At 63.5% G+C, this 24,992-nt stretch carries 14 protein-coding genes and 1 tRNA gene; 6 read left to right on the plus strand and 9 right to left on the minus strand.

The genetic code is table 11. The features are described from left to right. Positions 1-78: 78 nt before the first annotated feature. The 3 genes from rpoB to QOL62_RS08220 all read left to right on the plus strand — a co-directional run bounded on the left by rpoB (position 79) and on the right by QOL62_RS08220 (position 9,528). Positions 79-4,245 carry a DNA-directed RNA polymerase subunit beta gene (rpoB, locus tag QOL62_RS08210; RefSeq protein ID WP_283405885.1) on the plus strand — a complete coding sequence of 1,389 codons (4,167 nt, stop codon included), beginning with the start codon at positions 79-81 and terminating at the stop codon, positions 4,243-4,245. A 74-nt stretch (positions 4,246-4,319) separates the two neighbouring features. Next, entirely contained in the window at positions 4,320-8,618 is a 4,299-nt protein-coding gene (rpoC, locus tag QOL62_RS08215) for a DNA-directed RNA polymerase subunit beta' (RefSeq protein ID WP_283405886.1), read from the plus strand. A gap of 334 nt (positions 8,619-8,952) precedes the next feature. Continuing rightward, positions 8,953-9,528, plus strand: a complete 576-nt coding sequence (locus QOL62_RS08220; RefSeq protein WP_283405887.1) for an opacity protein — start codon at positions 8,953-8,955, stop codon at positions 9,526-9,528. A 142-nt stretch (positions 9,529-9,670) separates the two neighbouring features. Here QOL62_RS08220 and ispG read toward each other — a convergent pair whose 3' ends face one another. The 4 genes from ispG to QOL62_RS08240 form a co-directional block, all read right to left on the minus strand. Then, the gene (gene ispG, locus QOL62_RS08225; RefSeq protein ID WP_283405888.1) at positions 9,671-10,798 is read right to left on the minus strand and encodes a flavodoxin-dependent (E)-4-hydroxy-3-methylbut-2-enyl-diphosphate synthase; all 1,128 of its coding nucleotides are present in this window, start codon (positions 10,796-10,798) and stop codon (positions 9,671-9,673) included. A 173-nt stretch (positions 10,799-10,971) separates the two neighbouring features. Next, entirely contained in the window at positions 10,972-11,484 is a 513-nt protein-coding gene (locus QOL62_RS08230) for a GNAT family N-acetyltransferase (protein WP_283405889.1), read from the minus strand. A 192-nt stretch (positions 11,485-11,676) separates the two neighbouring features. After that, positions 11,677-13,500: a glutamine--fructose-6-phosphate transaminase (isomerizing) gene (glmS, locus tag QOL62_RS08235; protein ID WP_283405890.1), complete on the minus strand. Its 1,824-nt coding sequence runs from the start codon at positions 13,498-13,500 to the stop codon at positions 11,677-11,679. Positions 13,501-14,268: 768 nt separating this feature from the next. Next, a complete protein-coding gene (locus QOL62_RS08240) occupies positions 14,269-14,511 on the minus strand; it encodes a hypothetical protein (protein WP_283405891.1) in 243 nt (80 codons plus the stop codon). Positions 14,512-14,940: 429 nt separating this feature from the next. Between QOL62_RS08240 and QOL62_RS08245 the strand changes: the two genes are divergently transcribed. After that, a complete protein-coding gene (locus QOL62_RS08245; RefSeq protein WP_283405892.1) occupies positions 14,941-15,954 on the plus strand; it encodes a M48 family metallopeptidase in 1,014 nt (337 codons plus the stop codon). Positions 15,955-16,093: 139 nt separating this feature from the next. On the opposite strand, the gene QOL62_RS08250 is transcribed toward QOL62_RS08245, so the two are convergent. After that, positions 16,094-16,993 (minus strand): prephenate dehydratase, encoded by a 900-nt coding sequence (locus QOL62_RS08250; protein ID WP_283405893.1) that lies wholly within the window; start codon positions 16,991-16,993, stop codon positions 16,094-16,096. Between the two features lie 136 nt (positions 16,994-17,129). Between QOL62_RS08250 and QOL62_RS08255 the strand changes: the two genes are divergently transcribed. Further along, positions 17,130-17,786 (plus strand): c-type cytochrome, encoded by a 657-nt coding sequence (locus QOL62_RS08255; RefSeq protein WP_283405894.1) that lies wholly within the window; start codon positions 17,130-17,132, stop codon positions 17,784-17,786. 111 nt (positions 17,787-17,897) lie between these two features. On the opposite strand, the gene QOL62_RS08260 is transcribed toward QOL62_RS08255, so the two are convergent. Together QOL62_RS08260 and QOL62_RS08265 are read right to left on the minus strand one after the other, a co-directional pair. Then, the gene (locus QOL62_RS08260) at positions 17,898-18,557 is read right to left on the minus strand and encodes an RlmE family RNA methyltransferase (protein ID WP_283405895.1); all 660 of its coding nucleotides are present in this window, start codon (positions 18,555-18,557) and stop codon (positions 17,898-17,900) included. Further along, a complete protein-coding gene (locus QOL62_RS08265; protein ID WP_283406037.1) occupies positions 18,554-19,912 on the minus strand; it encodes a Ppx/GppA phosphatase family protein in 1,359 nt (452 codons plus the stop codon). The genes QOL62_RS08260 and QOL62_RS08265 overlap by 4 nt, the downstream gene beginning before the upstream one ends. Before the next feature lie 153 nt (positions 19,913-20,065). Here QOL62_RS08265 and QOL62_RS08270 point away from each other — a divergent pair. Beyond that, positions 20,066-20,139: transfer RNA gene (locus QOL62_RS08270), tRNA-Gln, on the plus strand. 234 nt (positions 20,140-20,373) lie between these two features. Here QOL62_RS08270 and QOL62_RS08275 read toward each other — a convergent pair. Beyond that, positions 20,374-21,087: a LamG domain-containing protein gene (locus tag QOL62_RS08275; protein ID WP_283405896.1), complete on the minus strand. Its 714-nt coding sequence runs from the start codon at positions 21,085-21,087 to the stop codon at positions 20,374-20,376. After that, the gene (locus QOL62_RS08280) at positions 21,087-24,944 is read right to left on the minus strand and encodes a LamG-like jellyroll fold domain-containing protein (RefSeq protein WP_283405897.1); all 3,858 of its coding nucleotides are present in this window, start codon (positions 24,942-24,944) and stop codon (positions 21,087-21,089) included. Before QOL62_RS08280 ends, QOL62_RS08275 begins: the two co-directional genes overlap by 1 nt. Positions 24,945-24,992 lie beyond the last annotated feature (48 nt).

Genomic DNA, 24,992 nt, shown 5'->3' on the forward strand with positions numbered 1-24,992 from the left:
CGTCACTCGCGACGACGAATTTTCATGGGGCCGCTTCGGTAGCGAATCGGCTCTCACACGAAGAGGCAAGACCAGCTCATGGCCACCAAGCCCATCGACACCACGCCGCTGGTGCGCACTGCAAAGAAGCGCATCCGCAAGATCTTCGGCGACATTCACGAAGTCGTCCAGATGCCGAACCTGATCGAAGTCCAGCGCGAAAGCTATGAACAGTTCCTGCGCTCAGATCCGGCGACCGGCTATGTCTCGGGCCTGGAGAAGACGCTGCGCTCGGTGTTTCCGATCCGCGACTTCGCCGGCACCAGCGAGCTGGACTTCGTCCACTACGAGCTGGAAGATCCCAAGTACGACGTGACCGAATGCCGCCAGCGCGGCATCACCTATGCCGCGCCGATGAAGGTCACGCTGCGCCTCATCGTGTTCGAGGTCGACGCCGAGACGGAAACCCGTTCGGTCCTCGATATCAAGGAGCAGGACGTCTACATGGGCGACATGCCCCTGATGACGGAGAACGGCACCTTCTTCATCAACGGCACCGAGCGCGTGATCGTCTCGCAGATGCACCGTTCGCCGGGCGTCCTGTTCGACCATGACCGTGGCAAGACGCACGCCTCCGGCAAGTACCTCTTCGCTGCGCGCGTGATCCCGTACCGTGGTTCCTGGCTGGACTTCGAGTTCGACGCCAAGGACATCGTGAACGTGCGTATCGACCGCAAGCGCAAGCTGCCGGTCACCTCGCTGCTCTATGCCCTCGGCCTGGACAGCGAAGCCATCCTCGAGCACTTCTACTCGACCGTCGCCTGGAAGCGCGGCTCGGGCGGCTGGCAGCTGCCTTACGCGCCTGAAGCCTGGCGCGGTGCCAAGCCGGCGTTCGACATCGTTGACGCCAAGTCGGGCGAAGTCGTGTTTCCCGCCGGTCAGAAGATCAGTCCGCGCGCGGCCAACAAGGCCCAGAAGGACGGACTTGAGGAACTGCTGATCCCGACGGAGGAAATCTTCGGCCGCTATTCGGCCAAGGACCTCATCGACGAGTCGACCGGCCGCATCTACATCGAGGCCGGCGATGAAGTGACGCCCGAGAACCTCGACGCTCTGGACCAGGCCGGCATTGACCGGATCGAACTGCTCGATATCGACGATGTGAACACCGGCCCCTGGATCCGCAACACGATGAAGGCCGACAAGGCCGAGAATCGCGACATGGGTCTGGAAGCGATCTACAAGGTCATGCGCCCCGGCGAGCCGCCGACGAAGGAAACCGCCGAAGCGCTGTTCGACGGCCTGTTCTTCGACGCCGATCGCTACGACCTTTCGGCCGTGGGCCGCGTCAAGATGAACATGCGCCTCGGCCTCGATGCAGAGGACACCGTCACCACCCTGCGCGTCGAGGACATCCTCGCCGTGGTAAAGGAGCTTGTCGGCCTCAAGGACGGCAAGGGCGAGATCGACGACATCGACAACCTCGGCAACCGCCGCGTGCGTTCGGTGGGCGAGCTGCTGGAGAACCAGTACCGCGTCGGCCTGCTGCGCATGGAGCGCGCCGTGAAGGAGCGCATGTCGTCGGTGGACGTGTCGACGGTCATGCCGAACGACCTCATCAACGCCAAGCCCGCGGTGGCCGCCGTTCGCGAGTTCTTCGGTTCCTCGCAGCTCTCGCAGTTCATGGACCAGACCAACCCGCTGTCGGAAGTCACCCACAAGCGCCGCGTCTCGGCGCTCGGGCCAGGTGGTCTCACCCGTGAGCGCGCCGGCTTCGAAGTCCGCGACGTCCACCCGACTCACTACGGCCGCATCTGCCCGATCGAAACGCCGGAAGGCCCGAACATCGGTCTGATCAACTCGCTGTCGACCTTCGCCCGCGTCAACAAGTACGGCTTCATCGAAACCCCGTACCGCAAGGTGATCGACGGCAAGGTAACCGGCGACGTGGTCTACCTCTCCGCCATGGAAGAACAAAAGCACACCGTCGCGCAGGCTTCGGCCGAACTCAACGGTGACGGCTCGTTCGTCGAGGAACTCGTCTCGGCTCGCCAGAACGGCGAATTCGTGATGAGCCCGCGCGACCAGATCACGCTGATGGACGTCTCGCCCAAGCAGCTCGTCTCGGTCGCCGCCTCGCTCATTCCGTTCCTGGAAAACGACGACGCCAACCGCGCTCTCATGGGCTCGAACATGCAGCGTCAGGCCGTGCCGCTCGTCAAGGCCGATGCGCCTTACGTCGGCACCGGCATGGAAGAGACGGTCGCCCGTGACTCCGGCGCGGCAATCTCGGCCCTGCGTGCAGGCATTGTCGATCAGGTCGACGCGACGCGTATCGTCATCCGCGCCTCGGGCGACATTGAACCGGGCAAGTCGGGCGTCGATATCTACCGCCTGCAGAAGTTCGAACGTTCGAACCAGTCGACCTGCATCAACCAGCGCCCGCTGGTGAAGGTGGGTGAACTGGTGGAGGCGGGGACGATCATCGCCGATGGTCCGTCGACCGAGTTCGGCGAGCTGGCGCTGGGCCGCAACGTGCTCGTCGCGTTCATGCCCTGGAACGGCTACAACTACGAGGACTCCATCCTCATCTCCGAACGCATCGTGAAGGACGACGTGTTCACGTCGATCCACATCGACGAGTTCGAAGTGATGGCCCGCGACACCAAGCTCGGGCCGGAGGACATCACCCGCGACATCCCGAACGTCGGCGAGGAAGCCCTGCGCAACCTCGACGAAGCGGGCATCGTCTACGTGGGCGCCGAGGTTCACCCCGGCGACATCCTCGTCGGCAAGATCACGCCGAAGGGCGAAAGCCCGATGACGCCGGAAGAAAAGCTCCTGCGCGCCATCTTCGGTGAAAAGGCGTCGGACGTGCGTGACACCTCGCTGCGGCTGCCGCCGGGCGTTTCGGGCACGATCGTCGACGTGCGCGTCTTCAACCGTCACGGCATCGAGGTCGATGACCGTACCCGCGCGATCCAGAACGAGGAAATCGAACGCCTCGCCAAGGACCGTGAGGACGAGCGTGCGATCCTCAACCGCGCCACCTACAACCGCCTGAAGGACATGCTCCTCGGCCAGGTTGCCACCGCCGCGCCCAAGGGCCTCAAGAAGGGCGTCGAGATCACCGACGAGGTGCTGGACGAGGTCGAGCGTCACGAGTGGTGGAAGTTCGCGGTCGCGGACGACCATGTCCAGTCGCAGCTCGAAGCGGTCAAGACCCAGTACGACCTGACCGTCAAGGCGATCCAGGAGAAGTTCGAGGACCGCAAGGAAAAGCTGGAGCGCGGCGACGAGCTGGCTCCGGGCGTCCTGAAGATGGTGAAGGTCTTCGTGGCGGTGAAGCGCAAGCTTCAGCCGGGCGACAAGATGGCCGGCCGTCATGGCAACAAGGGTATCATCAGCCGCATCCTGCCGCTGGAAGACATGCCCTTCCTTGAGGACGGCACGCCTGTCGACTTCGTCATGAACCCGCTCGGCGTGCCTTCGCGCATGAACGTCGGCCAGATCTTCGAGACGCACCTCGGCTGGGCCGCACGTGGTCTGGGCGCACGCATCGGCGAGGCTCTGGATGCATGGCGTGCAGCCAACCCGAACCCGGTCGCAGGGCAGCCGCCCGAGGCCGTGCGTGAACTGCTGACCGAGATCTACGGCGACAACTACGCCGAGGACATCGCGACGCGCACGGACGACCAGATCGTCGAGTTCGCCGATTCCGTCCGCAAGGGCGTGCCGATGGGCTCGCCGGTGTTCGACGGCGCGGTCGAAGCCGACGTGTCCGCCATGCTCAAGCTCGCCGGGCTCGACGAATCGGGCCAGGTGAACCTGTTCGACGGCCGCACGGGCGACAAGTTCGACCGCAAGGTGACCGTGGGCATGAAGTACGTGCTCAAGCTGCACCACCTTGTCGACGACAAGATCCACGCCCGTTCGATCGGTCCGTACTCGCTCGTCACCCAGCAGCCGCTGGGCGGTAAGGCGCAGTTCGGTGGCCAGCGCTTCGGCGAGATGGAGGTCTGGGCTCTCCAGGCCTACGGCGCGGCGTATACCCTGCAGGAAATGCTTACGGTGAAGTCGGACGACGTGGTCGGCCGCACCAAGGTCTACGAAGCGATCGTCAAGGGCGACGACACCTTCGAGGCCGGCATTCCCGAGAGCTTCAACGTTCTCGTCAAGGAAATGCGCTCGCTGGGTCTCAACGTCGAACTCTCCTCGCTCGACAACGACGAGGACGACGACGGCGTGGCCTTGGCGGCGGAGTAAGGAACTCAGGGCGGGGCTTCGGCCTCGCCCCCTCCCCGCCCGGAAAAAGAATTCACCCCCAGAGGGATTGAACTATGAACGACCTGACCAAGTTCACGAACCAGATGGCGAAGCCCGAGACGTTCGACCAGATCCAGATCGGTCTGGCGAGCCCCGAGCGTATCCGCTCCTGGTCCTTCGGCGAGATCAAGAAGCCGGAAACCATCAACTATCGCACGTTCAAGCCCGAGCGTGACGGCCTGTTCTGCGCCCGCATCTTCGGTCCCGTGAAGGACTACGAGTGCCTTTGCGGCAAGTACAAGCGCATGAAGTACAAGGGCGTCGTCTGTGAAAAGTGCGGCGTCGAAGTCACCGTGACCAAGGTGCGCCGTGAGCGCATGGGCCACATCGAGCTGGCCGCGCCGGTCGCGCACATCTGGTTCCTGAAGTCGCTGCCCTCGCGCATCGGCCTGCTGCTCGACATGCAGCTCAAGCTGCTTGAGCGCGTCCTCTACTTCGAGAGCTACATCGTCATCGAGCCGGGCCTGACCCCGCTCGAGAAGTACCAGCTCCTCACCGAAGACGAGATGCTCGACGCGCAGGACGAGTATGGCGAAGACGCCTTCTCGGCCGGCATCGGCGCCGAAGCGGTCAAGCAGATGCTCATGAGCCTCGACCTCGAGCAGGAGCGTGCGGACCTTCTCCAGGAGCTTGAGACGACCAAGTCGGAACTCAAGCCCAAGAAGATCATCAAGCGCCTCAAGGTCGTCGAATCGTTCATCGACTCAGGCAACCGCCCCGAGTGGATGATCCTCGACGTCGTGCCGGTCATCCCGCCGGAACTGCGCCCGCTGGTGCCGCTGGACGGTGGCCGCTTCGCGACCTCGGACCTCAACGACCTCTACCGCCGCGTCATCAACCGCAACAACCGCCTCAAGCGCCTGATTGAGCTGCGCGCGCCTGACATCATCGTGCGCAACGAGAAGCGCATGCTGCAGGAAGCCGTCGACGCCCTGTTCGACAACGGTCGTCGCGGCCGCGTCATCACCGGCGCCAACAAGCGTCCGCTCAAGTCGCTGTCCGACATGCTCAAGGGCAAGCAGGGCCGCTTCCGCCAGAACCTTCTGGGTAAGCGCGTCGACTACTCGGGCCGTTCGGTCATCGTGACGGGTCCGGAACTCAAGCTGCACCAGTGCGGTCTGCCCAAGAAGATGGCCCTCGAGCTGTTCAAGCCGTTCATCTATGCCCGCCTTGACGCCAAGGGTCTCTCGATGACCCTGAAGCAGGCCAAGAAGTGGGTCGAGAAGGAGCGCAAGGAAGTCTGGGACATTCTCGACGAAGTCATTCGCGAGCACCCGGTCATGCTGAACCGCGCCCCGACACTGCACCGCCTGGGCATCCAGGCGTTCGAGCCCGTCCTCATCGAAGGCAAGGCGATCCAGCTGCACCCGCTCGTCTGCTCGGCCTTCAACGCCGACTTCGACGGCGACCAGATGGCCGTCCACGTGCCGCTCTCGCTGGAAGCCCAGCTCGAAGCGCGCGTGCTGATGATGTCGACCAACAACATCCTCTCGCCGGCCAACGGCAAGCCGATCATCGTGCCGTCCCAGGACATGGTGCTGGGCCTGTACTACCTGTCGCTCGACCGCGACGGTGAGCCGGGCGAGGGCATGAAGTTCGCCGACATGGCCGAAGTTCACCAAGCGCTGCACGTCGGCGCGGTGACCCTGCACTCGAAAATCGAAGCCCGCGTGCCGCAGACCGACGAGAACGGCCAGCAGTACATGAAGCGCTTCGAGACCACGCCGGGCCGTATGCTGCTGGGCGAATGCCTGCCCAAGTCGCACACGGTGCCCTTCGACGTGGTCAACCGCCTTCTCACCAAGAAGGAGATCGGTGACGTCATCGACCAGGTCTACCGCCACACCGGCCAGAAGGACACGGTGCTGTTTGCCGACGCCATCATGTCGCTGGGCTTCCGCAACGCGTTCAAGGCCGGCATCTCCTTCGGCAAGGATGACATGATCATCCCGGACTCGAAGGAAGCGCTGGTTGCTGAAACCAAGGAACTGGTTGCCGACTACGAGCAGCAGTACCAGGACGGCCTCATCACGCAGCAGGAGAAGTACAACAAGGTGATCGACGCCTGGAGCCGCTGCGGCGACCAGGTTGCGAACGCCATGATGGACGAGATCAAGGCGCAGCCGATCGATCCGGAGACGGGCCGCATGGCTCAGATCAACTCGATCTACATGATGAGCCACTCCGGTGCGCGTGGTAGCCCGGCGCAGATGAAGCAGCTTGCCGGTATGCGCGGCCTCATGGCCAAGCCGTCGGGCGAGATCATCGAAACGCCGATCATCTCGAACTTCAAGGAAGGCCTCACCGTTCTCGAGTACTTCAACTCGACTCACGGTGCTCGTAAGGGTCTGGCCGATACGGCGCTCAAGACGGCGAACTCGGGTTACCTGACCCGCCGTCTGGTTGACGTTTCTCAGGACTGCGTCGTCGTCGTCGATGACTGCGGCACCGAGCGCGCGCTGGAAATGCGTTCGATCGTGCAGGGCGGCTCCACCATCGCCTCGCTTGGCGAGCGCATCCTGGGCCGTACTCTGGCCGAGGACATCGTCGACAAGGAAGGCAACCCCATCGCCTCGAAGGGCCAGCTGCTCGACGAAGCGGCAGTGGCTGCGATCGAAGCAACCGGCCTCCAGGCTGCACGCATCCGCTCGCCGCTCATCTGCGAAGCGACCCAGGGCGTATGCGGCACCTGCTACGGCCGTGACCTCGCTCGTGGTACGCCGGTGAACATCGGTGAAGCCGTCGGCGTCATCGCGGCGCAGTCGATCGGTGAACCGGGCACGCAGCTGACCATGCGTACCTTCCACATCGGCGGTGCGGCGCAGCTGAACGAAACCTCGCACCTGGAAGCGATCAGCGCGGGTCATGTCGAATACCGCGACATCCCGACGATCGTCGACAAGCGTGGCCGTCGCCTGTCGCTGGCCCGCAATGGCGAAATCGTGCTCTTCGACAACGAAGGTCGCGAGCGCGCTATCCACCGCGTGCCTTACGGTACGGTGCTTCTCCACACGGACGGCGCCAAGGTCGAACAGGGCGAACGCCTGGCCGAGTGGGATCCGTTCACCCTGCCGATCATCACCGAGACCTCGGGCGTGATCAAGTATCAGGACCTGATCGACACCCGCACGCTGACCGAGCAGGTCGACGATGCGACCGGCATGACCAGCCGTGTCGTGACCGAAGACCGTTCGTCCGCACGTTCGAAGAAGAAGGAGGACCTTCGTCCACGCCTTACCCTTCTCGACGATGCTTCGGGCGAAGCTGCGCGCTACATGCTGGCGCCGGGCACGACGCTCTCGGTCGAGGATGGCCAGGTGGTCGAAGCGGGCGATATCATTGCCCGTGCAAGCCGCGAAGCCGCCAAGACCCGCGACATCACCGGCGGTCTGCCGCGCGTTGCCGAACTGTTCGAGGCCCGCAAGCCGAAGGACAACGCGGTCATCGCCAAGGTCTCCGGCCGCGTCGAATTCGTCCGTGACTACAAGGCGAAGCGCAAGATCGCGATCATCCCGGAAGAGGGTGATCCGGTCGAGTACCTGATCCCCAAGTCAAAGGTCGTCGACGTTCAGGAAGGCGACTGGGTCAAGAAGGGCGACAACCTGGTTTCGGGCTCACCCGATCCGCACGACATCCTGGAAGTCCTCGGCGTGGAAGCGCTGGCGGAGTACCTCGTGGCGGAAATCCAGGAAGTCTACCGCTTGCAGGGCGTGAAGATCAACGACAAGCACATCGAGGTGATCGTTCGCCAGATGCTGCAGAAGGTCGAGATCACCGACGGCGGCGACACCACGCTGCTCGCGGCCGAGCAGGTCGACTACGAGGAAATGGCCGAGATCAACGGCAAGCTTCCCGAGGGCAAGCGCCCTGCGGTTGGCAAGCCGGTCCTCTTGGGCATCACCAAGGCCTCGCTGCAGACTCGCTCGTTCATCTCGGCAGCGTCCTTCCAGGAAACCACCCGCGTGCTCACGCAGGCGGCCGTGGAAGGCAAGAAGGACTCGCTGATCGGTCTGAAGGAAAACGTCATCGTGGGTCGCCTTATCCCGGCGGGCACCGGTGCTGGCATGAACCGCGTCCGGGTTGCGGCCTCCAGCCGCGACGCAGCCCTGCGCGCGGCCACCCGCCGCATGCAGGAAGCCATGATCCTCGCCAACACGGCTGAGGAAGAGCATCAGGCGGAACTGGCCCGCGACCCTGCGGACGATCTCGGCGATAGCCCGCTCGCGGCGGTCGAGGGTGAAACCCACGGCACCGACGCCGATGCAGGCGATTACCTGATCAAGGGTGACGATCAGGGCGACACGGCCGAATAAGCCGGCCTGACCGCACGCAAGCCAACGAATTGGCCCCGTCGGAGCGATCCGGCGGGGCTTTTTCGTGAACCGCTTCTGTAACCAAAAAGTCACACCTTCTGCATCTTTGCACCGCACCGGAACCCCGCATTCCGCCGGGCGCTTAACCTGCGAGACGGATGGAACGTCGAGATGATTGAGTGCAGCCGGTTGATCGGGCCTGGCGGGGTTTCCTGCACCAGGCAGACTTGCCGCCCAGCCCGGGCACTCATGGTCCTCAAGGGATGCGTCCACCAACCTCGCTCGGTGAACACATGTCGGGAAGCCGAATGCTTCCTTGGTACGGAGTATTATGATGAAGAAAATCGCCCTTCTGGCGGCCGCCATGGTGGCCTCGCTTCCCGCAGCGGCTTTCGCACAGGACCAAAGCACCACCACCGCCGCGGACACGGCACCCGACGGCACCCCCGCCTTCGGCATCGAGCCTTACGTCGGCATCATGGGTGGCTATGACACTTATGATCGCAACAGCGAGTTCGGCTCGCCTCGCGGTGGCAACATGAACGGCGGACTCATCCAGGGTGTGCTTGGCGTGAATGTCCCGCTTGGCCCCGTTTTCGTTGGTGTCGAAGGCAATGTGGCGAAAGGCTTTGGAGACATCGACTGGGAATACGGGGTGAAGGGTCGCCTTGGCGCCCGCGCAGGCGATAGCGGCATGATCTACGCCAGCGCCGGGCACGAATGGGTAAACGGGAAGCGCGCCTATTCCGACGAGAAGGACTGGATCTACGGCGTCGGCGTTGAAGTCGGCCCCAAGGACATCGGTCTGGGTGGCATCACCGGCAACAGCGGCATCCGCTTCCGTTTCGAGGTCGACACCTACGACTTCGACAGCATCCGTCCGATGGCCGGCGCCGTCTTCCACTTCTGATCGCCTTTAGCGAACAGCACGTCAGCCTCGCCTGACAAAGAAGCCGCCCCCGGTTCACCCGCGGGGCGGCTTTTCTGTTCCTGAAGAGACGGTCGGGTCAGCAATCAGGAGCCGCACTGGCGCGCAACTCCGTCTGCTCAGCTCATTCCGCCGCCTGAGCCTCAACGGCGTTTGCAGCCTCTATCTGCGCTGCCTTGGCCTCCACCAGCGAGACGATGTGGTCCAGCATCTCCTCGCTCTGGACGGTATGGTCGGTCACGCCTGACAGGTAGACCATGTGCTTGCCGTTGCCGCCGCCCGTCAGGCCGATGTCGGTCTCTCGCGCCTCTCCGGGACCGTTCACGACACAGCCAAGTACGGAGAGCGAAAGCGGTGTCTTGATGTGCTGCAAGCGCTCTTCCAGCGCTTCCACGGTGCGAATGACGTCGAAACCCTGACGCGCGCAGGACGGGCAGGAAACGACACGAACGCCGCGGGTGCGCAGGCCAAGCGCCTTCAGCATTTCGAAACCGACGCGCACTTCCTCCTCCGGTTCGGCCGAGAGCGACACGCGCAGGGTGTCGCCGATGCCTGACCACAGGAGCATTCCCATGCCGATCGAGGACTTCACGGTGCCGCCGATCAGGCCGCCCGCCTCAGTAATCCCCAGGTGCAGCGGGCAGTCAACCGCCTCGGCCAGCCCCTGGTAAGCGGCAACGGCGAGGAAGACGTCGCTGGCCTTCACGGCCACCTTGTATTCGTGAAAGTCGTGGTCCTGCAGCAACTTGATATGATCAAGCGCTGATTCCACAAGCGCTTCGGGGCAAGGTTCGCCATACTTCTCAAGAAGATCCTTCTCGAGACTCCCGGCGTTGACGCCGATGCGAATTGCGCAGCCATTCGCCTTGGCAGCCCGCACCACTTCGGCAACGCGATCGTCGCCGCCGATGTTGCCCGGATTGATGCGCAGACAGGCCGCCCCCGCATCCGCCGCTTCCAGCGCACGCTTGTAGTGGAAGTGGATGTCGGCGATCAGCGGCACTCGCGCCTCTCGGGCGATCTGGCGGAACGTTGCCGTGCTTTCCACATCCGGGCACGAAACGCGGATGAGGTCAGCCCCTGCATCTTCGCAGCGGCGAATCTGGTCGATCGTCGCCTTCGCGTCGGATGTCAGGGTGTTGGTCATGGTCTGGACCGTGATCGGGGCGTCGCCACCCACGGGCACGGTGCCGACCATGATCTGGCGGCTCTTGCGGCGCTCGATATCGCGCCATGGACGAACGGAGGACATGCCTTCTCTATAGGCGCATGAGGTGACGGTTTGAAGCCGCTTTACGTCGCAACAACGCCGGGCCTTCTTCCCCTGAAAGCAGGGGGTGTATCAGCGGTGATCCGGTCCACCCTCCCGAGCCTCTCCGAAGTGTTCAAAGGGCAGCGAAACCCCAGACGGCCCGGAGCGCGCGCCTAAAGGAGCCTGGCGAAGAGGAACTCCTCATCCCGGTGATCTCCAACCATGAAATGAATGTCCGCAACTTTCGAGAAGCCATAGCGAGCGTAGAACTTCTGAGCGCCTGGATTGTCCGAATAGACGGACAATTGCATCTCGTCCGCCCCGAAGATCGCGGCCTCCGCCAGCGCCCAGTCCATCAGTTGCGAGCCGATGCCTTGTCCTGTCGCCTCGGGGTCGGTGTAGAGTTGCTTGAGCTCGATGGTGCGCTGGCCCCGTGCATACTCAGGCCAGGCGCAGTTCATCACCAGCTTGCAGAACCCGAGCAGACGCCCCTGCTCTTCGGCCACCATGATGCGCATCCCGGGATCATCAAGTTCCGTGGCTATCTTTTCTTCCGAGTGCGAAGCCGCAAGGAAGGCCGCCAGATTTTCCGGCGTGTAGAGGTGACCGAACTTGGCAACGAAGCTGCGGGCGCCAAGATCTGCGAGTGCCGAAGCATCATCGGTGCGCGCGAGGCGTAGGCTCATCGTCAATTGCTGCTTTGTCCCTGTCAAAGATGAGGGGCCGACGCACCAGCGGGAGGTTGCCGCGAGGGTTCAAAGGGCACCCACGCTGACGCTGACTACAATCAAGTCTGCCGACCCACCGCCTCGTGAAGGGAACCGCTTACCGCTCAGGCGGTATCCGACCGTTCCAAGGCGGTGAACAGGCTATCGGCTTTATTCCACCGTCACGCTTTTGGCGAGGTTTCGGGGCTGGTCCACGTCGGTGCCCTTTGCACAAGCCACATGATAGGCCAGAAGCTGGACCGGCACTGCGTAGATGAGCGGGGCGATCAGGGGATGCACCTGCGGCATCTCGATCGTCGCGATGCAGCCGTCACCGGCTTCGGCAATGCCGGCAGCGTCGGAGATCAGCACGACCTTGCCGCCGCGGGCGCGAACCTCCTGCATGTTGCTGACGGTCTTCTCGAACAGCGGGCCTGAAGGGGCAAGAACGATGACCGGCACCGCCTCGTCGATGAGCGCGATGGGGCCGTGCTTCATCTCCCCGGAAGCATAGCCTTCAGCATGAATGTAGCTGATTTCCTTCAGCTTCAGCGCCCCTTCGAGAGCAAGCGGGTAATCCGGCCCACGGCCGAGATACAGCACGTCGCGTGCCGGGGCAATGAGGTGCGCCATAGCCGCGATCTCGTCGTCATGCGCCAGTGCGGCGTTGAAGCAGGCAGGCACCTCGAGCAGATGCTGGACGACCTCGGCCTCTTCCGCCCGGTCCATCCGGCCCCGCTTCACCGCGAGGTGAGCAGCCAGCGCGGCCAGAACGGCGAGCTGGCAAGTGAAGGCCTTGGTCGAGGCGACGCCGATTTCCGGACCTGCGTGTGTCGGGAGGAGGAGGTCCGCCTCCCGCGCCATGGAACTGGTCGGCACATTGACGACAACGGCAATGGTCTGACCGGCCGCCCTGCAATGGCGAAGGGCGGCAAGGGTGTCGGCCGTTTCGCCCGACTGGGAAATGAAAAGCGCCAGCCCGCCCGGTTCGAGGACTGGATCGCGGTAGCGAAATTCGCTGGCCACATCGATATCGACCGGGAGCCGCGCGAATGTCTCGAGCCAGTACTTGGCAATCATGCCCGCATAGTAGCTCGTTCCGCATGCCACGATGGTGATGCGCTTGATCGTGGAAAGATCAAAATCGATTTGCGGCAGAGCCACGGATTGATCGACCTGGCGGAGATAGGAACGGAGCGTCTGCGCCACGACAGTCGGCTGCTCGAAGATCTCCTTCTGCATGAAGTGGCGATAGTTCCCCTTCTCGATCGCGATGACCGAAGCGCCCGAGTGGACCACCTCGCGCTCGACCGGATTGTTCTGGGCGTCATAGATGCGCGCGCCGTCGCGCGTGATGACGACCCAATCGCCTTCCTCCAGATACGTGATCTGCTGGGTCAAAGGCGCCAAGGCCAGAGCGTCGGAACCTAGGTAGGTTTCACCGTCTCCATAGCCGACCACGAGCGGCGATCCCAGCCGTGCGCCGATCAGCATGTCCGGGTAGCGTTTGAAGGCGATCGCCAGGGCGAAGGCACCGCGCAGTTCTGGAAGGACAGCTTTAACCGCGTCTTCCGGCGCCAGTCCCGCTTCTACCTGCTCCGATATGAGGTGAGCCACCACTTCCGTGTCGGTCTGGCTTTCAAATGTCCGACCACGGGCTTCGAGCCCCTCGCGCAGCGGCTTGAAGTTCTCGATGATGCCGTTGTGAACCAGCGCCAGTTCGGATGTCGCATGGGGGTGGGCATTGACAGCTGTCGGTGCTCCATGGGTCGCCCAGCGGGTATGCGCGATACCGGTGAAGCCAGGGGCAGGATTGCCGCCGATTTCCTTCACCAGGTTGTTTAGCTTCCCTTCGGCGCGGCGACGGACAAGCTCGCCCTGGAAAAGCGTACAGACGCCTGCGCTGTCATAGCCGCGGTACTCCATACGCCGTAAGCCGTCGACCAGGCGATCTGCCACGTCTTCCTTACCGACAATGCCGATGATGCCACACATTAAGCTCGTCTTTCGCTAAAGAGTACAGGGGACGCGGATCTCCGATCTCGTGTCCGGCAGATCCCTGATATCGCAGGTTTGAGATACGTTTTTGCTGCATCGGCTTCGTAGGGCGCACAGCAGGTCGCGGGTATGGGTAGGCCGACAGCGTCCACCGCAAGGCTGCCGCCTGAACGTGTCGATGAAGTCCGGGGCGTACGATCAGCGAAAGGTGCTGGTTCGCCAACTTGCCCCCACCCGACGCGATCAGTGGGGATCGAGCGAGTCGAAACCATCGATCGCGGGGCAGTGATGCCAGCCGCAGAAAATCCGGCGCTGCGCATCGCACGGATCCTACACGGCACCTGCATGTGTGGGATCCTCAGCGCAGCAGCCGTCTCGCTCCGCAGGTAAATGTCAAAGCCAGAGAAGCCAGCCAGATCATGCCGCATCCGGGCGCGATATCGTGGTCTGCCCGGTTTCACAAGCGGCAGGAGGGAGCGAAAGTGCCCTTTAATGAGACAAGATAATGAACGCTTCTAAAGAATGCCTGATCCTCAGTGGCCGTGCGTTTTTACGCCTCGACGCCGCAGCGCTTCGCGCTTCTTGCGAGGAAGATTCTTGAGGTAGACTATGGAAGGAACGAGAATCATCATAGCGATCAGAAAGTACGCCACTTCTTCGCGTGTAATGCTGGCCAATTCAGCTCTCCCGTTAGCTAACCGCCACCTCTGCAAAGAAAAATGGCGGCCCTTTTAGACCGCCATTTCCATCCGTTCTGAGAACCGATTAGTTGCTGTCGCTGTCGTCGTCGCCGTCGACTGCGAACACAACACCCGTAACAACTGCAGCAGCAGCCAGGACGCCGACCAGAGCGCCGCCCTGCAGCTTGCTGCCCTTCTTCGAGGAAGTGGCAGCCTTCACGTTCGACGCCTTAGCGACCGAAAGCGACGAGGCCGAGTTTGCCAGAACCGGGGTAGCCACCAGTGAAGATGCAACGACACCGGCAACAAGCAGATTGCTAATACGCATATCTTTTTGTCCTTTTTAGAAACACAACTCCAACTATCCGCTATCATCGGCAGCCAGGTCATGCAAGCGGCTTGATGGTCTTTGCGGAATGCCGTGTCCAGTGTTGATTTTTCACAACAATACAAAGAATTGTGAGACAGTCCTGATTAACTTTTATATACCCGCGTTTGCGTAGATATGGCCTCTGAACTCGGAATCTGCTCTTACAGTGGCGACATCAAAATATCAACTATACAGATCAGTCACCCGCCAAATGCATAACAACGATCAAGATTCATTGAGGGTGAACTTGCTGCTCATTCAAGACTTTTGGTCGGAACGCAGGGCAGGCCAATCGGTTCCACACCACTGCCCCGCATTGCGTGGTATCTTTCGACAAGGCCGCAGCACGTGAAAACCTCTGCCATTGCAAAGCCCAGAAGAAGGTTGATGCTGCGCCTCAAATCTCTCCTTCTCACCGCAGCGATGATCGTCGGCCCTGCTCCGGTGACTGCAGGGCCCGACAGCGCCTTGTTCGAGGATATTCGTGCCATCGACAGCGATCTGGCACGGATCGGCGAAAGGCTGGCCGTCGCAAATGCCGCCTTGTGTGATCGCCAGAAGCCCGGCCTGGGACTGCTGCTACACACGCCGGAGCAGTATGCGCCCGAAACCCGCGAGGCGGCGATACGTCATTTTCAGATCGACGGCCCCGTCGGGATCGAGGCCGTCCTGGAAAATAGCCCCGCAGCGATGGCAGGCCTGCGCGCCGGGGACACGCTGCTGGGGATCGAGGCGATTCGCTTTGCCCCGCCCCGGCGGGATGCCAAGGCGAGCACCGCGGCTCTCATCAAGGTCGAAAAGCAGATCGCGGAACTACCCGCAGATCGACCGCTCAGGCTTTATGTCCGGCGGAACGGCAGCGATAAGAATATTACGGTGGAGCCGAAACCATCCTGCCGAACCCGCTTTGAGGTGGCGGTCGGTCCTGAGTTTGCGGCACAGGCCGACGGAGAGATGGTGCAGATCGGAAGCCGCTTCTTCGCCGAGTACCCGGACCTGGTCCCCGCACCCATCGCGCACGAGCTCGCCCACAACATACTCCGGCATCGGGAGCGGCTTGAGGCCAGGGGCGTCAGCTTCGGCCTTCTCTCAGGCTTCGGCCGGAACGTCCGCTACTTTCGGCAGACGGAGCTGGAGGCAGACATCCTGTCCGTGTCGCTGCTTGCCAACGCCGGCTACGACCCCGCCATCGCTCTGCGCTTCTGGAGCCGCTTTGGTCCCTCGCAGGACATGGGGCCGTTAGGCAGCCGCTCCCATCCGGCCTGGAGAGACAGGGTCGCCACGATGGAACGGGCGATCGCCGGCCTGGGCGCTGCACGCCCGCATCGGCCCGCCATTCTCGACACAAGAGATCGGCCGCTCGACGGCGATTGGCAGTCTCTTCTGGTGAAGGCGCAATAAACAAAGCGGAACAGCTGAACCCTCGCCGATCCAGCCACGCTTGCCCGTCAACGCTACCGGACGAAAGCTACCTGCGTCGACACCCTTGGTGCGCATCGGTCTGACGCACACATCATGCGGAAGGCGCGAGGGCGGTCAATCACCCCCGCACACGCGCCTGCCTGTATGTCCCCAGCGGCCGCACATATTTGCAATGGAATGCCAGTTCCTGCAGCGCCAGGTCCACACGCGGATCCCCCGGGGCCCCCTCGATGTCGGCGTAGAAAGTCGTCGCGGCGAAGCTTGCACCGATCTGGTAGCTCTCCAGCTTGGTCATGTTCACGCCGTTCGTGGCGAAGCCTCCCAAGGCCTTGTAAAGCGCCGCCGGAATATTCTTCACCTCGAAGATGAAGGTCGTCATCGCCTGTACGTCGCTCAGGAGAAATGGGTCGAGTGGTTCGCGGGCGAGGACCACGAATCGCGTGGTGTTGTTCGCGGCATCCTCGACATTGTTCTCGATTACGTCGAGCCCATAGAGCTCCGCCGCGAGCCTTGGCGCAATGGCGCACGCCCCCTGCTCGCCCTTCTCCCGGACCAGCGCCGCGGCGCCCGCCGTATCGGCATAGGCCATGGGAACGATGCCCCGCTCCCGCAAGTAATGGCGGGACTGCCCCAGCGCCTGCGGATGGCTGTAGGCGGCGGCGAACGGCCCCCGCGCGCCGGGCAACGCCATCAGGGCGTGGTGAATGGACATGAAATGTTCACCCACGATGGCCAGTCCGCTTTCCGGCAGCAGAAAGTGGATGTCCGCAACCCTGCCATGCTGGGAATTCTCGATCGGGATGATGGCCCGATCCGCGCGTCCTTCCTTCACCGCGTCCAGCGCATCCTCGAACGAGAAGCATGGCAGCGGCAGGCACGCGGCGTCGTATTCGAGCGCCGCGCGGTGGCCATTGCACCCCGGGGCCCCCTGGAACGAAACGGCGCGAACGGGCTGCGCGGCAGCGGTGGCTTCCATCTCGCTGACAAGAGCAATGGCGGGCTGGGGATAGGCATGCATGACGTGCGCGCGATTAGGCGTAGCAACGAGGTTGCGCAATGGCGGAAATCGGCAATGGCACTTGCTTTGACCCAAGGCGGACAGTAGAGCCGCACACCAACAGGATGAGCTAATAATCACCCGCGGGGCATGCTGAATGGACGATCGTTTCAATACAATCGCCGGTTGGACTCTGTTTGCAGGCATCGTAGGCCTGGGACTGAGCATCACCAGCTCGATGTATTTCCAAGCTGACAAGCATCATGCCCCGGAAACTCCCGGGTACGCAGTCGAAGGCGTCGCCGAAGAAGGAGAAGGCGGCGGCGAAGTTCCTATCGCCAATCTGCTGGCTGCAGCTGACGTGGCGAAGGGTGAGGCCACCTTCGCGAAGTGCACCTCGTGCCACACCATCAATGCAGGCGGGGCGAACGGCATTGGGCCCAATCTCCACGGCGTCCTTGGTGAACCTGTCGGCCAGGGTGCCGGCGGCTACCCATTCTCCGATGCCTTGAAGAGCAAGGGCGGCACCTGGACGTTCGAGATGATGAACGACTGGCTCAAGAGCCCGAAGGCGTTCGCTCCGGGCACCAAGATGACCTTCGCCGGCCTCTCGAAGCCGGAAGATCGCGCCAACGTCATCGCGTTCCTGAATTCGCAGGGTTCCAATCTGCCGCTGCCGGCTCCTGAGGCTGCTCCCGCCGCCGATGCCGCAGCGGAAGGTGATGCCGCCGCCGCTCCCGACGGAGAGGCTACCGGCGTTCCGGCCGAACCGGCAGACGCGGCGAACCGCGCGGTCGGTACCGTCGGCGAGTAACGAGTCCGGCACCGCCGGCTGAAAACGGTCCGCTAGCGCCACCGAGTCGCTAGCGGGCCGTTTTCGTCCGAGAGACATGCTCCCGCCTACCGCGCGTCGAGCCCGGTGGCGTCAGCCCTTGAACCCCTTGGCGATCACGTACCATTCCGAGGAGTCCTTGCGGCTAGCCGGCGGCTTGGCGTGCTTGACGCTCGTGAAATGCTTTTTCAGCAGCGTCAGGAGCTGCGTGTCGGTTCCTCCGGCGAGAACCTTCGCGACGAACGTTCCGCCGGGCGCGAGATACTGAATGGCGAAGTCCGCCGCCGTCTCCACCAAGCCCATCGTACGCAGGTGGTCCGTCTGCTTGTGTCCGACGGTGTTGGCCGCCATGTCCGACATGACCAGATCGGGAGCCCCGTCAAGCGCGCCTTCCAGCGCGGCCGGTGCCTCATCCGCCATGAAGTCCATCTCGAAGATGGTCACGCCTTCGATGGGGTCGGTGGGCAGAAGGTCGATGCCGACGATCTTCGCCTGCGGGCGTTTCAGCCGCAGCACCTGACTCCAGCCCCCCGGTGCGATGCCGAGGTCTACCGCGCGCTCCACGCCCTTGAAGAGGTCAAACTTCTCGTCCAGTTCGATCAACTTGTAGGCTGCACGGCTGCGGTAGCCGTCGGCCTTGGCCTTCTTCACGTAAGGATCGTTGAGCTGGCGGGTCAGCCATCGCGCCGAACTGGTGGAGCGCTTCTTGGCGGTGCGAAGACGTTCGCCGGGGTCGCGGCCAGACCGGCTCATCGGGCGTGTACTGCGTTGCGGATCGTGTGTGACATGGTTCGTATTCCGGAAGCTCGCTCCCCGCCTGAAAGCGGGCTGTGCGAGGCAATGAGGCTGCGCAGGATGCCCTCGCGTATGCCGCGGTCGGCAACGCCAAGCCTGGCTGCGGGCCAGAGGTCGAGTATGGCTTCAAGGATCGCGCAGCCGGCGACGACGAGATCGGCCCGTTCACGGCCGATGCAGTTCAGTTCGCGCCGCTCCTCGATCGCCATCGCCGAAAGGCGCGAACTGATGCCCCGCATGGACTCCGCCGGGACGATGAGGCCGTCGACCATGCGGCGGTCGTACTGCGGCAGCTCCAGGTGGAGGCTGGCGAGCGTCGTGACCGTGCCGCTGGTGCCGAGGAGCCGCAGCGGGCCCTCCTGGCTGGCACTCTCCCGCGCGGGAGCCACCCGCTTGGAGAACGCGGCGAAACTCTCCGCAACGAGGCTGTGCATGTAGCGGTAGCGGGCCAGGCGTTCATCCCGCGTGGTGCCCTCCGGCCCGCAACTCTCAGTCAGGGAGACCACGCCCCAAGGCACGCTCTGCCAGTCCAGGATACGAGGCACCGTGCCGGTGCTTTCGATCAGCACCAGTTCGGTGGAGCCGCCGCCGATGTCGAAGATCATCGCAGGCCCGAAACCATCTTCCAGCAGCACGTGGCAACCCAGCACGGCCAGCCGCGCCTCCTCGCGTGCCGAGATGATGTCCAGCGCTATGCCGGTTTCCTGGCGCACCCGCTCAATGAATTCAGCACCATTGCATGCGCGGCGACAGGCTTCGGTGGCAACCGAACGCGCAAGGTAGACGTTGCGCCGCATCAGCTTGTCGGCACAGACCCGCAACGCCGAAAGCGTCCGCTCCATCGCCGCGTCCGACAGACGTCCCGACTGCGCGATACCTTCTCCCAGCCGCACGACGCGACTGAAGGCGTCGATCACGGTGAAGTTCTCACCGGACGGGCGCGCGATCAGGAGCCGACAGTTGTTCGTTCCCAGATCGATCGCGGCATAGGCCTGCCGGCCCGACAGCGGGCTGGCGGGCAGAGGCTGCCCGGAGGGTGCCCCAGCGGCCGCTGCCGGAGCCTTGCGGACCTGCGGAGCCGCCGCCTCGGACGGGCCCGCCTTGTTTTCTGCGCGCGGCGCCTTGCCTGCCTCGGATTTCCCGGCGCTTCCTGATGGGCGCGCCTTCGCCTTGGCTGCCGTACCGGCGGACTTGGGGTTGCCTGGTGCTTTCGCCCTTCCCCTTCGCCCCTTGCGTTTTCGCGCCGGTCGCCCCGGCGCTTCAACTTTACCCGACACTTCGACTTTAGCTGCCGGCGGATCGTGCTCCGCCATGATATCGATACTCTTCAAATGTCTTCCCGCCGATCGGGCGGGCACCTGAGCACGATGCTAACGACCTGCGGCCCAACCGGCAAGGGCTGCACTTTTCTATGAAACAAGGAGCTTGACCCGAATCAATCGCCCTACTACAGGGCGCCCTCCGGTTGCCCCGTCGTCTAATGGTAAGACTACGGATTCTGATTCCGTCTATCGAGGTTCGAATCCTCGCGGGGCATCCAATCTCCCATATCAGCCGATCTCAACCAAGCGCAGCGCCCTTGCGTAGGCGGTGGTTTTTCTGGCATTTGCGTCTTACCCCGTCTCAGCCAAGCCCAGCTCCACGGGATACTTTGCCTTTCACACAGGTGGGCAGAGCTTTCTGCAGCCGTGATGAAAAACGGCGATGGTGTAGGCGTGATTCGCGCGTCCGCATCAGGGGTCTGGCGGGGCCGCGAATTCGGCGGATCTTGCACTTATCGGCGGTCACCGAACTTTCGCGCTCCGCACGAAGGAGACAAGGGCGTTTTCTCGCTCAGCATCCTGGAAGCTCCGATGAATTTCGCTGGCACCAGAGCGCGGTCGGTGAAGCGAACCTTGCACACGGCACCGCGGAAGAAGTTGACGCGGTTGTAGCGGACTCCCACGGAGGTATTGCCCGGCCCCTGCGGCGTGAAGCCTGAGACCTTCGCCTCACTCTCCAGCACCCCGTTGACATAGCTGCGGTACATCGTGCCGTCGAAAGTCTGCGCAACGTGGTACCAGCGGCCGATGGGATGCAGCTTCTCCGGGTCGATCAGGACCTGCGAATAGCCCTTCCCCTTGATGAAGCTGTCCAGATACCAGGACTGGCCGGTCACACGGATCTCGAACAGCAACCGGGTCTGGTTTGCCGGATCGTCGGAGGCGAGATGTAGCCAACGCTGTTCGAATGCACCGCCGTCGGGCCGGAACACCGCCTCCACGGTGAACTGGCGCGCCCCGGCGAGAGGATGACGGGGAAGATAAAGGGCGTCGTCCACCCCATCGAAGACGATGGCGCCATCCTCGATCACCGGTGAGCCGATGACCTGAGTGGATATCCCTCCAATCCGGTCGAGGCGGTCGAAATTCCACGTCTCCTGTTTTGCCTGCACGGAAGCAGGAAGGGCTGCCAGCGCCAGCACGCACATGCCCGGTATGCGATGCATCAGTGGTTCTCCCGGCCCAGCACGACGACATCGTTCCGGCGCGTGACCTCCGCCACGCCGGAAGTGACCCGGACATGCAGGGTTTCCGGCGCACCGGCCGGAACGGCAAGAGCGATCCGCGCCGTTTTGGGCGCCAGGTCCGTCGGCGCCTCAAGCGCAGGCACCGCAGCAATGGCAAGCGCCCTGCCCTCGGGCGTCTCAAGCGTCACCGTGCCCGCAGGCGCCGCCACCGAGCCGAGGCTGTGGACGGTCACCGTCACCCGGTTGCCCTTGCGCACGACGTCGTCCGTGCCGATGCCGAGGTCCGGACGGTGCTCGGGCTGGACGGCCGCCTTCTCCTTCAGGCGGAAGGTCATGACCGTGGTGGTGCCCGGCGCGAAAGAGACCGGCAGGGAGCCGCTGCGCTCCAGCTCAATCTCACGTCGGGTCACGTCTCCCTGCGCGACATCGCCGCCATCAGGGGCAAGGCCCTGCGTCATCTCCCAAGTCCCGGCCACGACATTCCAGGTGCCCATGTCCGCATGCTGTTCGCGGGCGGTGGTGTTGTAGGCTATGACGGTGAACTGCTCGGGCGTCGCATCACGCACGAGAATCGCAACCTTTACGGCGCTTTCCGGATCGGCGAAACGCCAGCTCACCGCATTGCCCGGATAAGTCTGGTTCCGCTTGAGAGCGATGCCACCCAGCCGTTCGCGCTGCAGATATTCGTTGGGTGCATCGACACGGTCGCTCCACCAGTGGCCTTCGGTGTACATGTACATGTGCTGCGCCTTGTCGGAGATGCCATGGGCGTTGAGCGCCTCCAGCCACGCCTTGTCACCGGTTGTGTTCCAGGCTTCGAACCGGGCGAAGTCGTCACCGTTGCGCGCGCGGCGCAGCATGACGTCGCTCGCGAGGTCGCGCTTGCCCAGAAGGGTCAGCGCGTTCTCGTTAATCTCCGTCAGGGCGCCGAAGTTGTCCTTGCCGACGCGGCCGAGAATCGGGCGCAGGTACTTGTCGTCACCTGTGAAGCGCCACGCCGCCCAGGCCGACTGCATCGGCAGCGAGGCGCCGCCGCCGTCGCCGGCGCGTTCGGTATCATGCAGGAAGCTGATGTCGTTGGGGAATGTCCAGAGCCCGTCCGCCCCCTGCTTGCCATGCGCGAGCAGCCCGTCCATCAGCCCGGTGACCAGCCCGCGCGCGGTGGGATCGGCGTTGTAGGTGCCTAATAGCACAGGCGTGTGCATGACGACGAAGCCATAGGGCTTCTGCCAGGCCCAGGGGTCATCCATATAGATCCTGCGCCCACCGTACCAGCTGGACGAGATGTGCATGTGGCCCGCCGGGTTCGTGCGGATCACGCGGCCGAGCGCCTTTACGGTGGCCATCATCCGTTCGACCGCCTTGGGCTCCCCCCAATTGAGGTAGAGTCGCTCGGCGTCCGAATTGATGCCTTCCTCGTAGACGTGCAGTTCGTCGGTAGTGATGGCGCTGAGGCCGTCGACGATCATTCCATTCTTGTAGACGGCGTCCGAAAGCGCCCGCAGCGAAGCGTTGATCTTGTCCGGATCGACGCCCATCAACGCCAGTCCCGGCCACTGCTGCGTCAGGTCGGTATCGTCGGAAATGCCGCCGCCGAAGTCGCCGTAGGGCACCTGCCTCTTGTCGATCCACCAGTTCACGAACTGGCGCGTCAGCTTCAGGTCTTCCAGCTGGCGGAAGGCCCAGAGCGGCATTCCGGCCGGCGCCTCGGGCTGGACGAAAGGCGGCAGCTGCGCTTCGGAATAACCGATGTCGGCCCAGTAGCGGCGGGCTTCCAGATTGCCGGGATCGACGCGCAGCAGGTCCGTGATGTCCCCGTAGAGCCGGCGGTAGAGCGCCGCCCGCTTGGATGCGGTGTGTTCCTCGACGAGGAACGCCCAATTGTCCTTCACCTGATTGAAACGATCGGCGACGTGCTCCACCTTGGCCGCCTCCCGATCCTTGAAGATCATCTGCACGGTCATTCCGTCCAGCGACTTCGTGCCGAAATCCGGAGCGGCCGAGGCGATCGTGAGGTATAGACTATCGGCGGTCAGAATGCGGTCGCGCAGGTCCAGCCAGAGGGTGCGCGGCTGCCCGGGGCGGACCGAAACCTGCACGTCGATCAGATCACGGTCAGGCCAGATCGGATCCTTCACGCGGATGTCGAGAGGGATCACGCCCTTCGCATCGGGTTCCGCGTCGATCGGCGGCAGGACGATGGCGATGCCGTCCAGACCGTCGTGGACGTTCTCCCAGCCGTAGTTCCACGCCCGCGCGAGCGGACGGTCCGCAGGCGCATCGCCGAAGTTGGAGGGGATCAGGACATGCACGATCGGCAGAGCCCCTGCCGAGCGCTGCGCGGTGCCGGACCCGGCCGCGCTGCCTGCGCCGACGGCCGCCTTCACCCCGCTCGTCGGCAGCGCCACGACGGTCGCGCGTTCATGCGCGGGATAGCGCCCGGCAATGTGGGCGTTGAGCGCCTCCAGCGCCCCCAGATCCGCTGCGTCATCGGTGCGTACGGTGTAGCTCAACTGGAACGTGCCCCTGGGAACGTCGCCGGCGTGGATGCCGTAGGCCCAGATCTCCTGGATCGGCTGTTCCTGCATCACGTTGGTGAAGCGCAGCGTCCCGCCCTTCCGCGTGGGTACGTCAGTCAGCGAACGCACCACGCCGCGCGGGCGCGTCGCCAGCTTCTGCCAGGCTGACCTGCCATCCGCCGACCATTCCAGATCGCCATAGGCCGCGCCGCGGATTTCGACGCGGTTGAAGCTGGCATTCTGGGGCAGGGTCAGCTCGTAGGCCTTGCCGCCATCGACATAGACGTTCCAGTCGGGAAGCTCGAAATAGTCGTTCCGCCCCGGCAGGCCCGATCGGTTATAGACGCCGGGCCAGGTCGTCTCGGCGATGCCGTCCACCCCTTTCCACATCCATTGCTTGAGATCCTTGGCGTCGGCAAACTCGATCTTGCGTACGGTGGTGACAGGATCGCTCAGCACCGGCGGGCTCTGCGTGTCCCAGCCGAAGCGGTGCAGCCAAGCCTTTCGCAGGTCGGGTCTGGACGCAACAGGCTTCACGTCCTGGCGGTTCGCCAGCTGCGCCACTTGCGCGCCGTCGAGCATGTGATCGTAGACGCGTACGTCGTCGAGATCGGACCCGCGCATGAAATTATAGCGGCTCTGCACCTGATGCGGGGCGATGACGCGGCCGGCCAGACCGAACTGGTCCAGCGCCATGTCGAGGTCCGCCGCCTGCGCCTTCGCGGCGACTTCCCGGCCGTCCCAGAACAGCTTCACCCCGGCGTTCTCATCCCAGGCGAAGGCGATATGATGCCACGCGTCCGGAGACAGCTTTTCGGCAGAACCGGTCGTAGGCAATGTCCAGCTGACGCGCACGCGCGAGAGGTTGGCATCGGTGACGAAGGCATCGAAGCCGCTGCCGTTCCAGTCGATCCGCAGGAACGCCATGTCCCAACTGGAATGATCCCCTGCGCTGGCGCGGAAGATCACGAAGGGGGCCTCTCCCACCGGCGCATGGCTGCGCCAGAAGAACGACAAGGTGCCCCGCTGCGCATAGATGTTGCCCGGTGCCTGCCACGCAACGTAGCCCCCGTCACTCCAGCGCCCCGCCCCGCCGATGGCGCCGTCGCTCACGACCGACACGTCGCTCCTGAAATTGGGGCGCGCCTCTCCGCCGGCGATGCTGGCATCGAAACCGGTGTCGAGCGGCGCGTGAAAAAGAAGCCCGCTCGCCTCCTCGGCATCGGCCGTCGAAGCCGAACCGCAGATGCCTGCGGCAACCAGGGCAATCAGCGATGTCTTCAGATAGCGGGTAATGCGCCGATCACGCTGCCACATAGTCGATCCTCTTCCCGGGCTGGGCATCAGGCGTGCCCCAACAAGTTA

This window comes from Novosphingobium panipatense (assembly GCF_900182875.1).
Lineage (GTDB): Bacteria > Pseudomonadota > Alphaproteobacteria > Sphingomonadales > Sphingomonadaceae > Novosphingobium > Novosphingobium panipatense.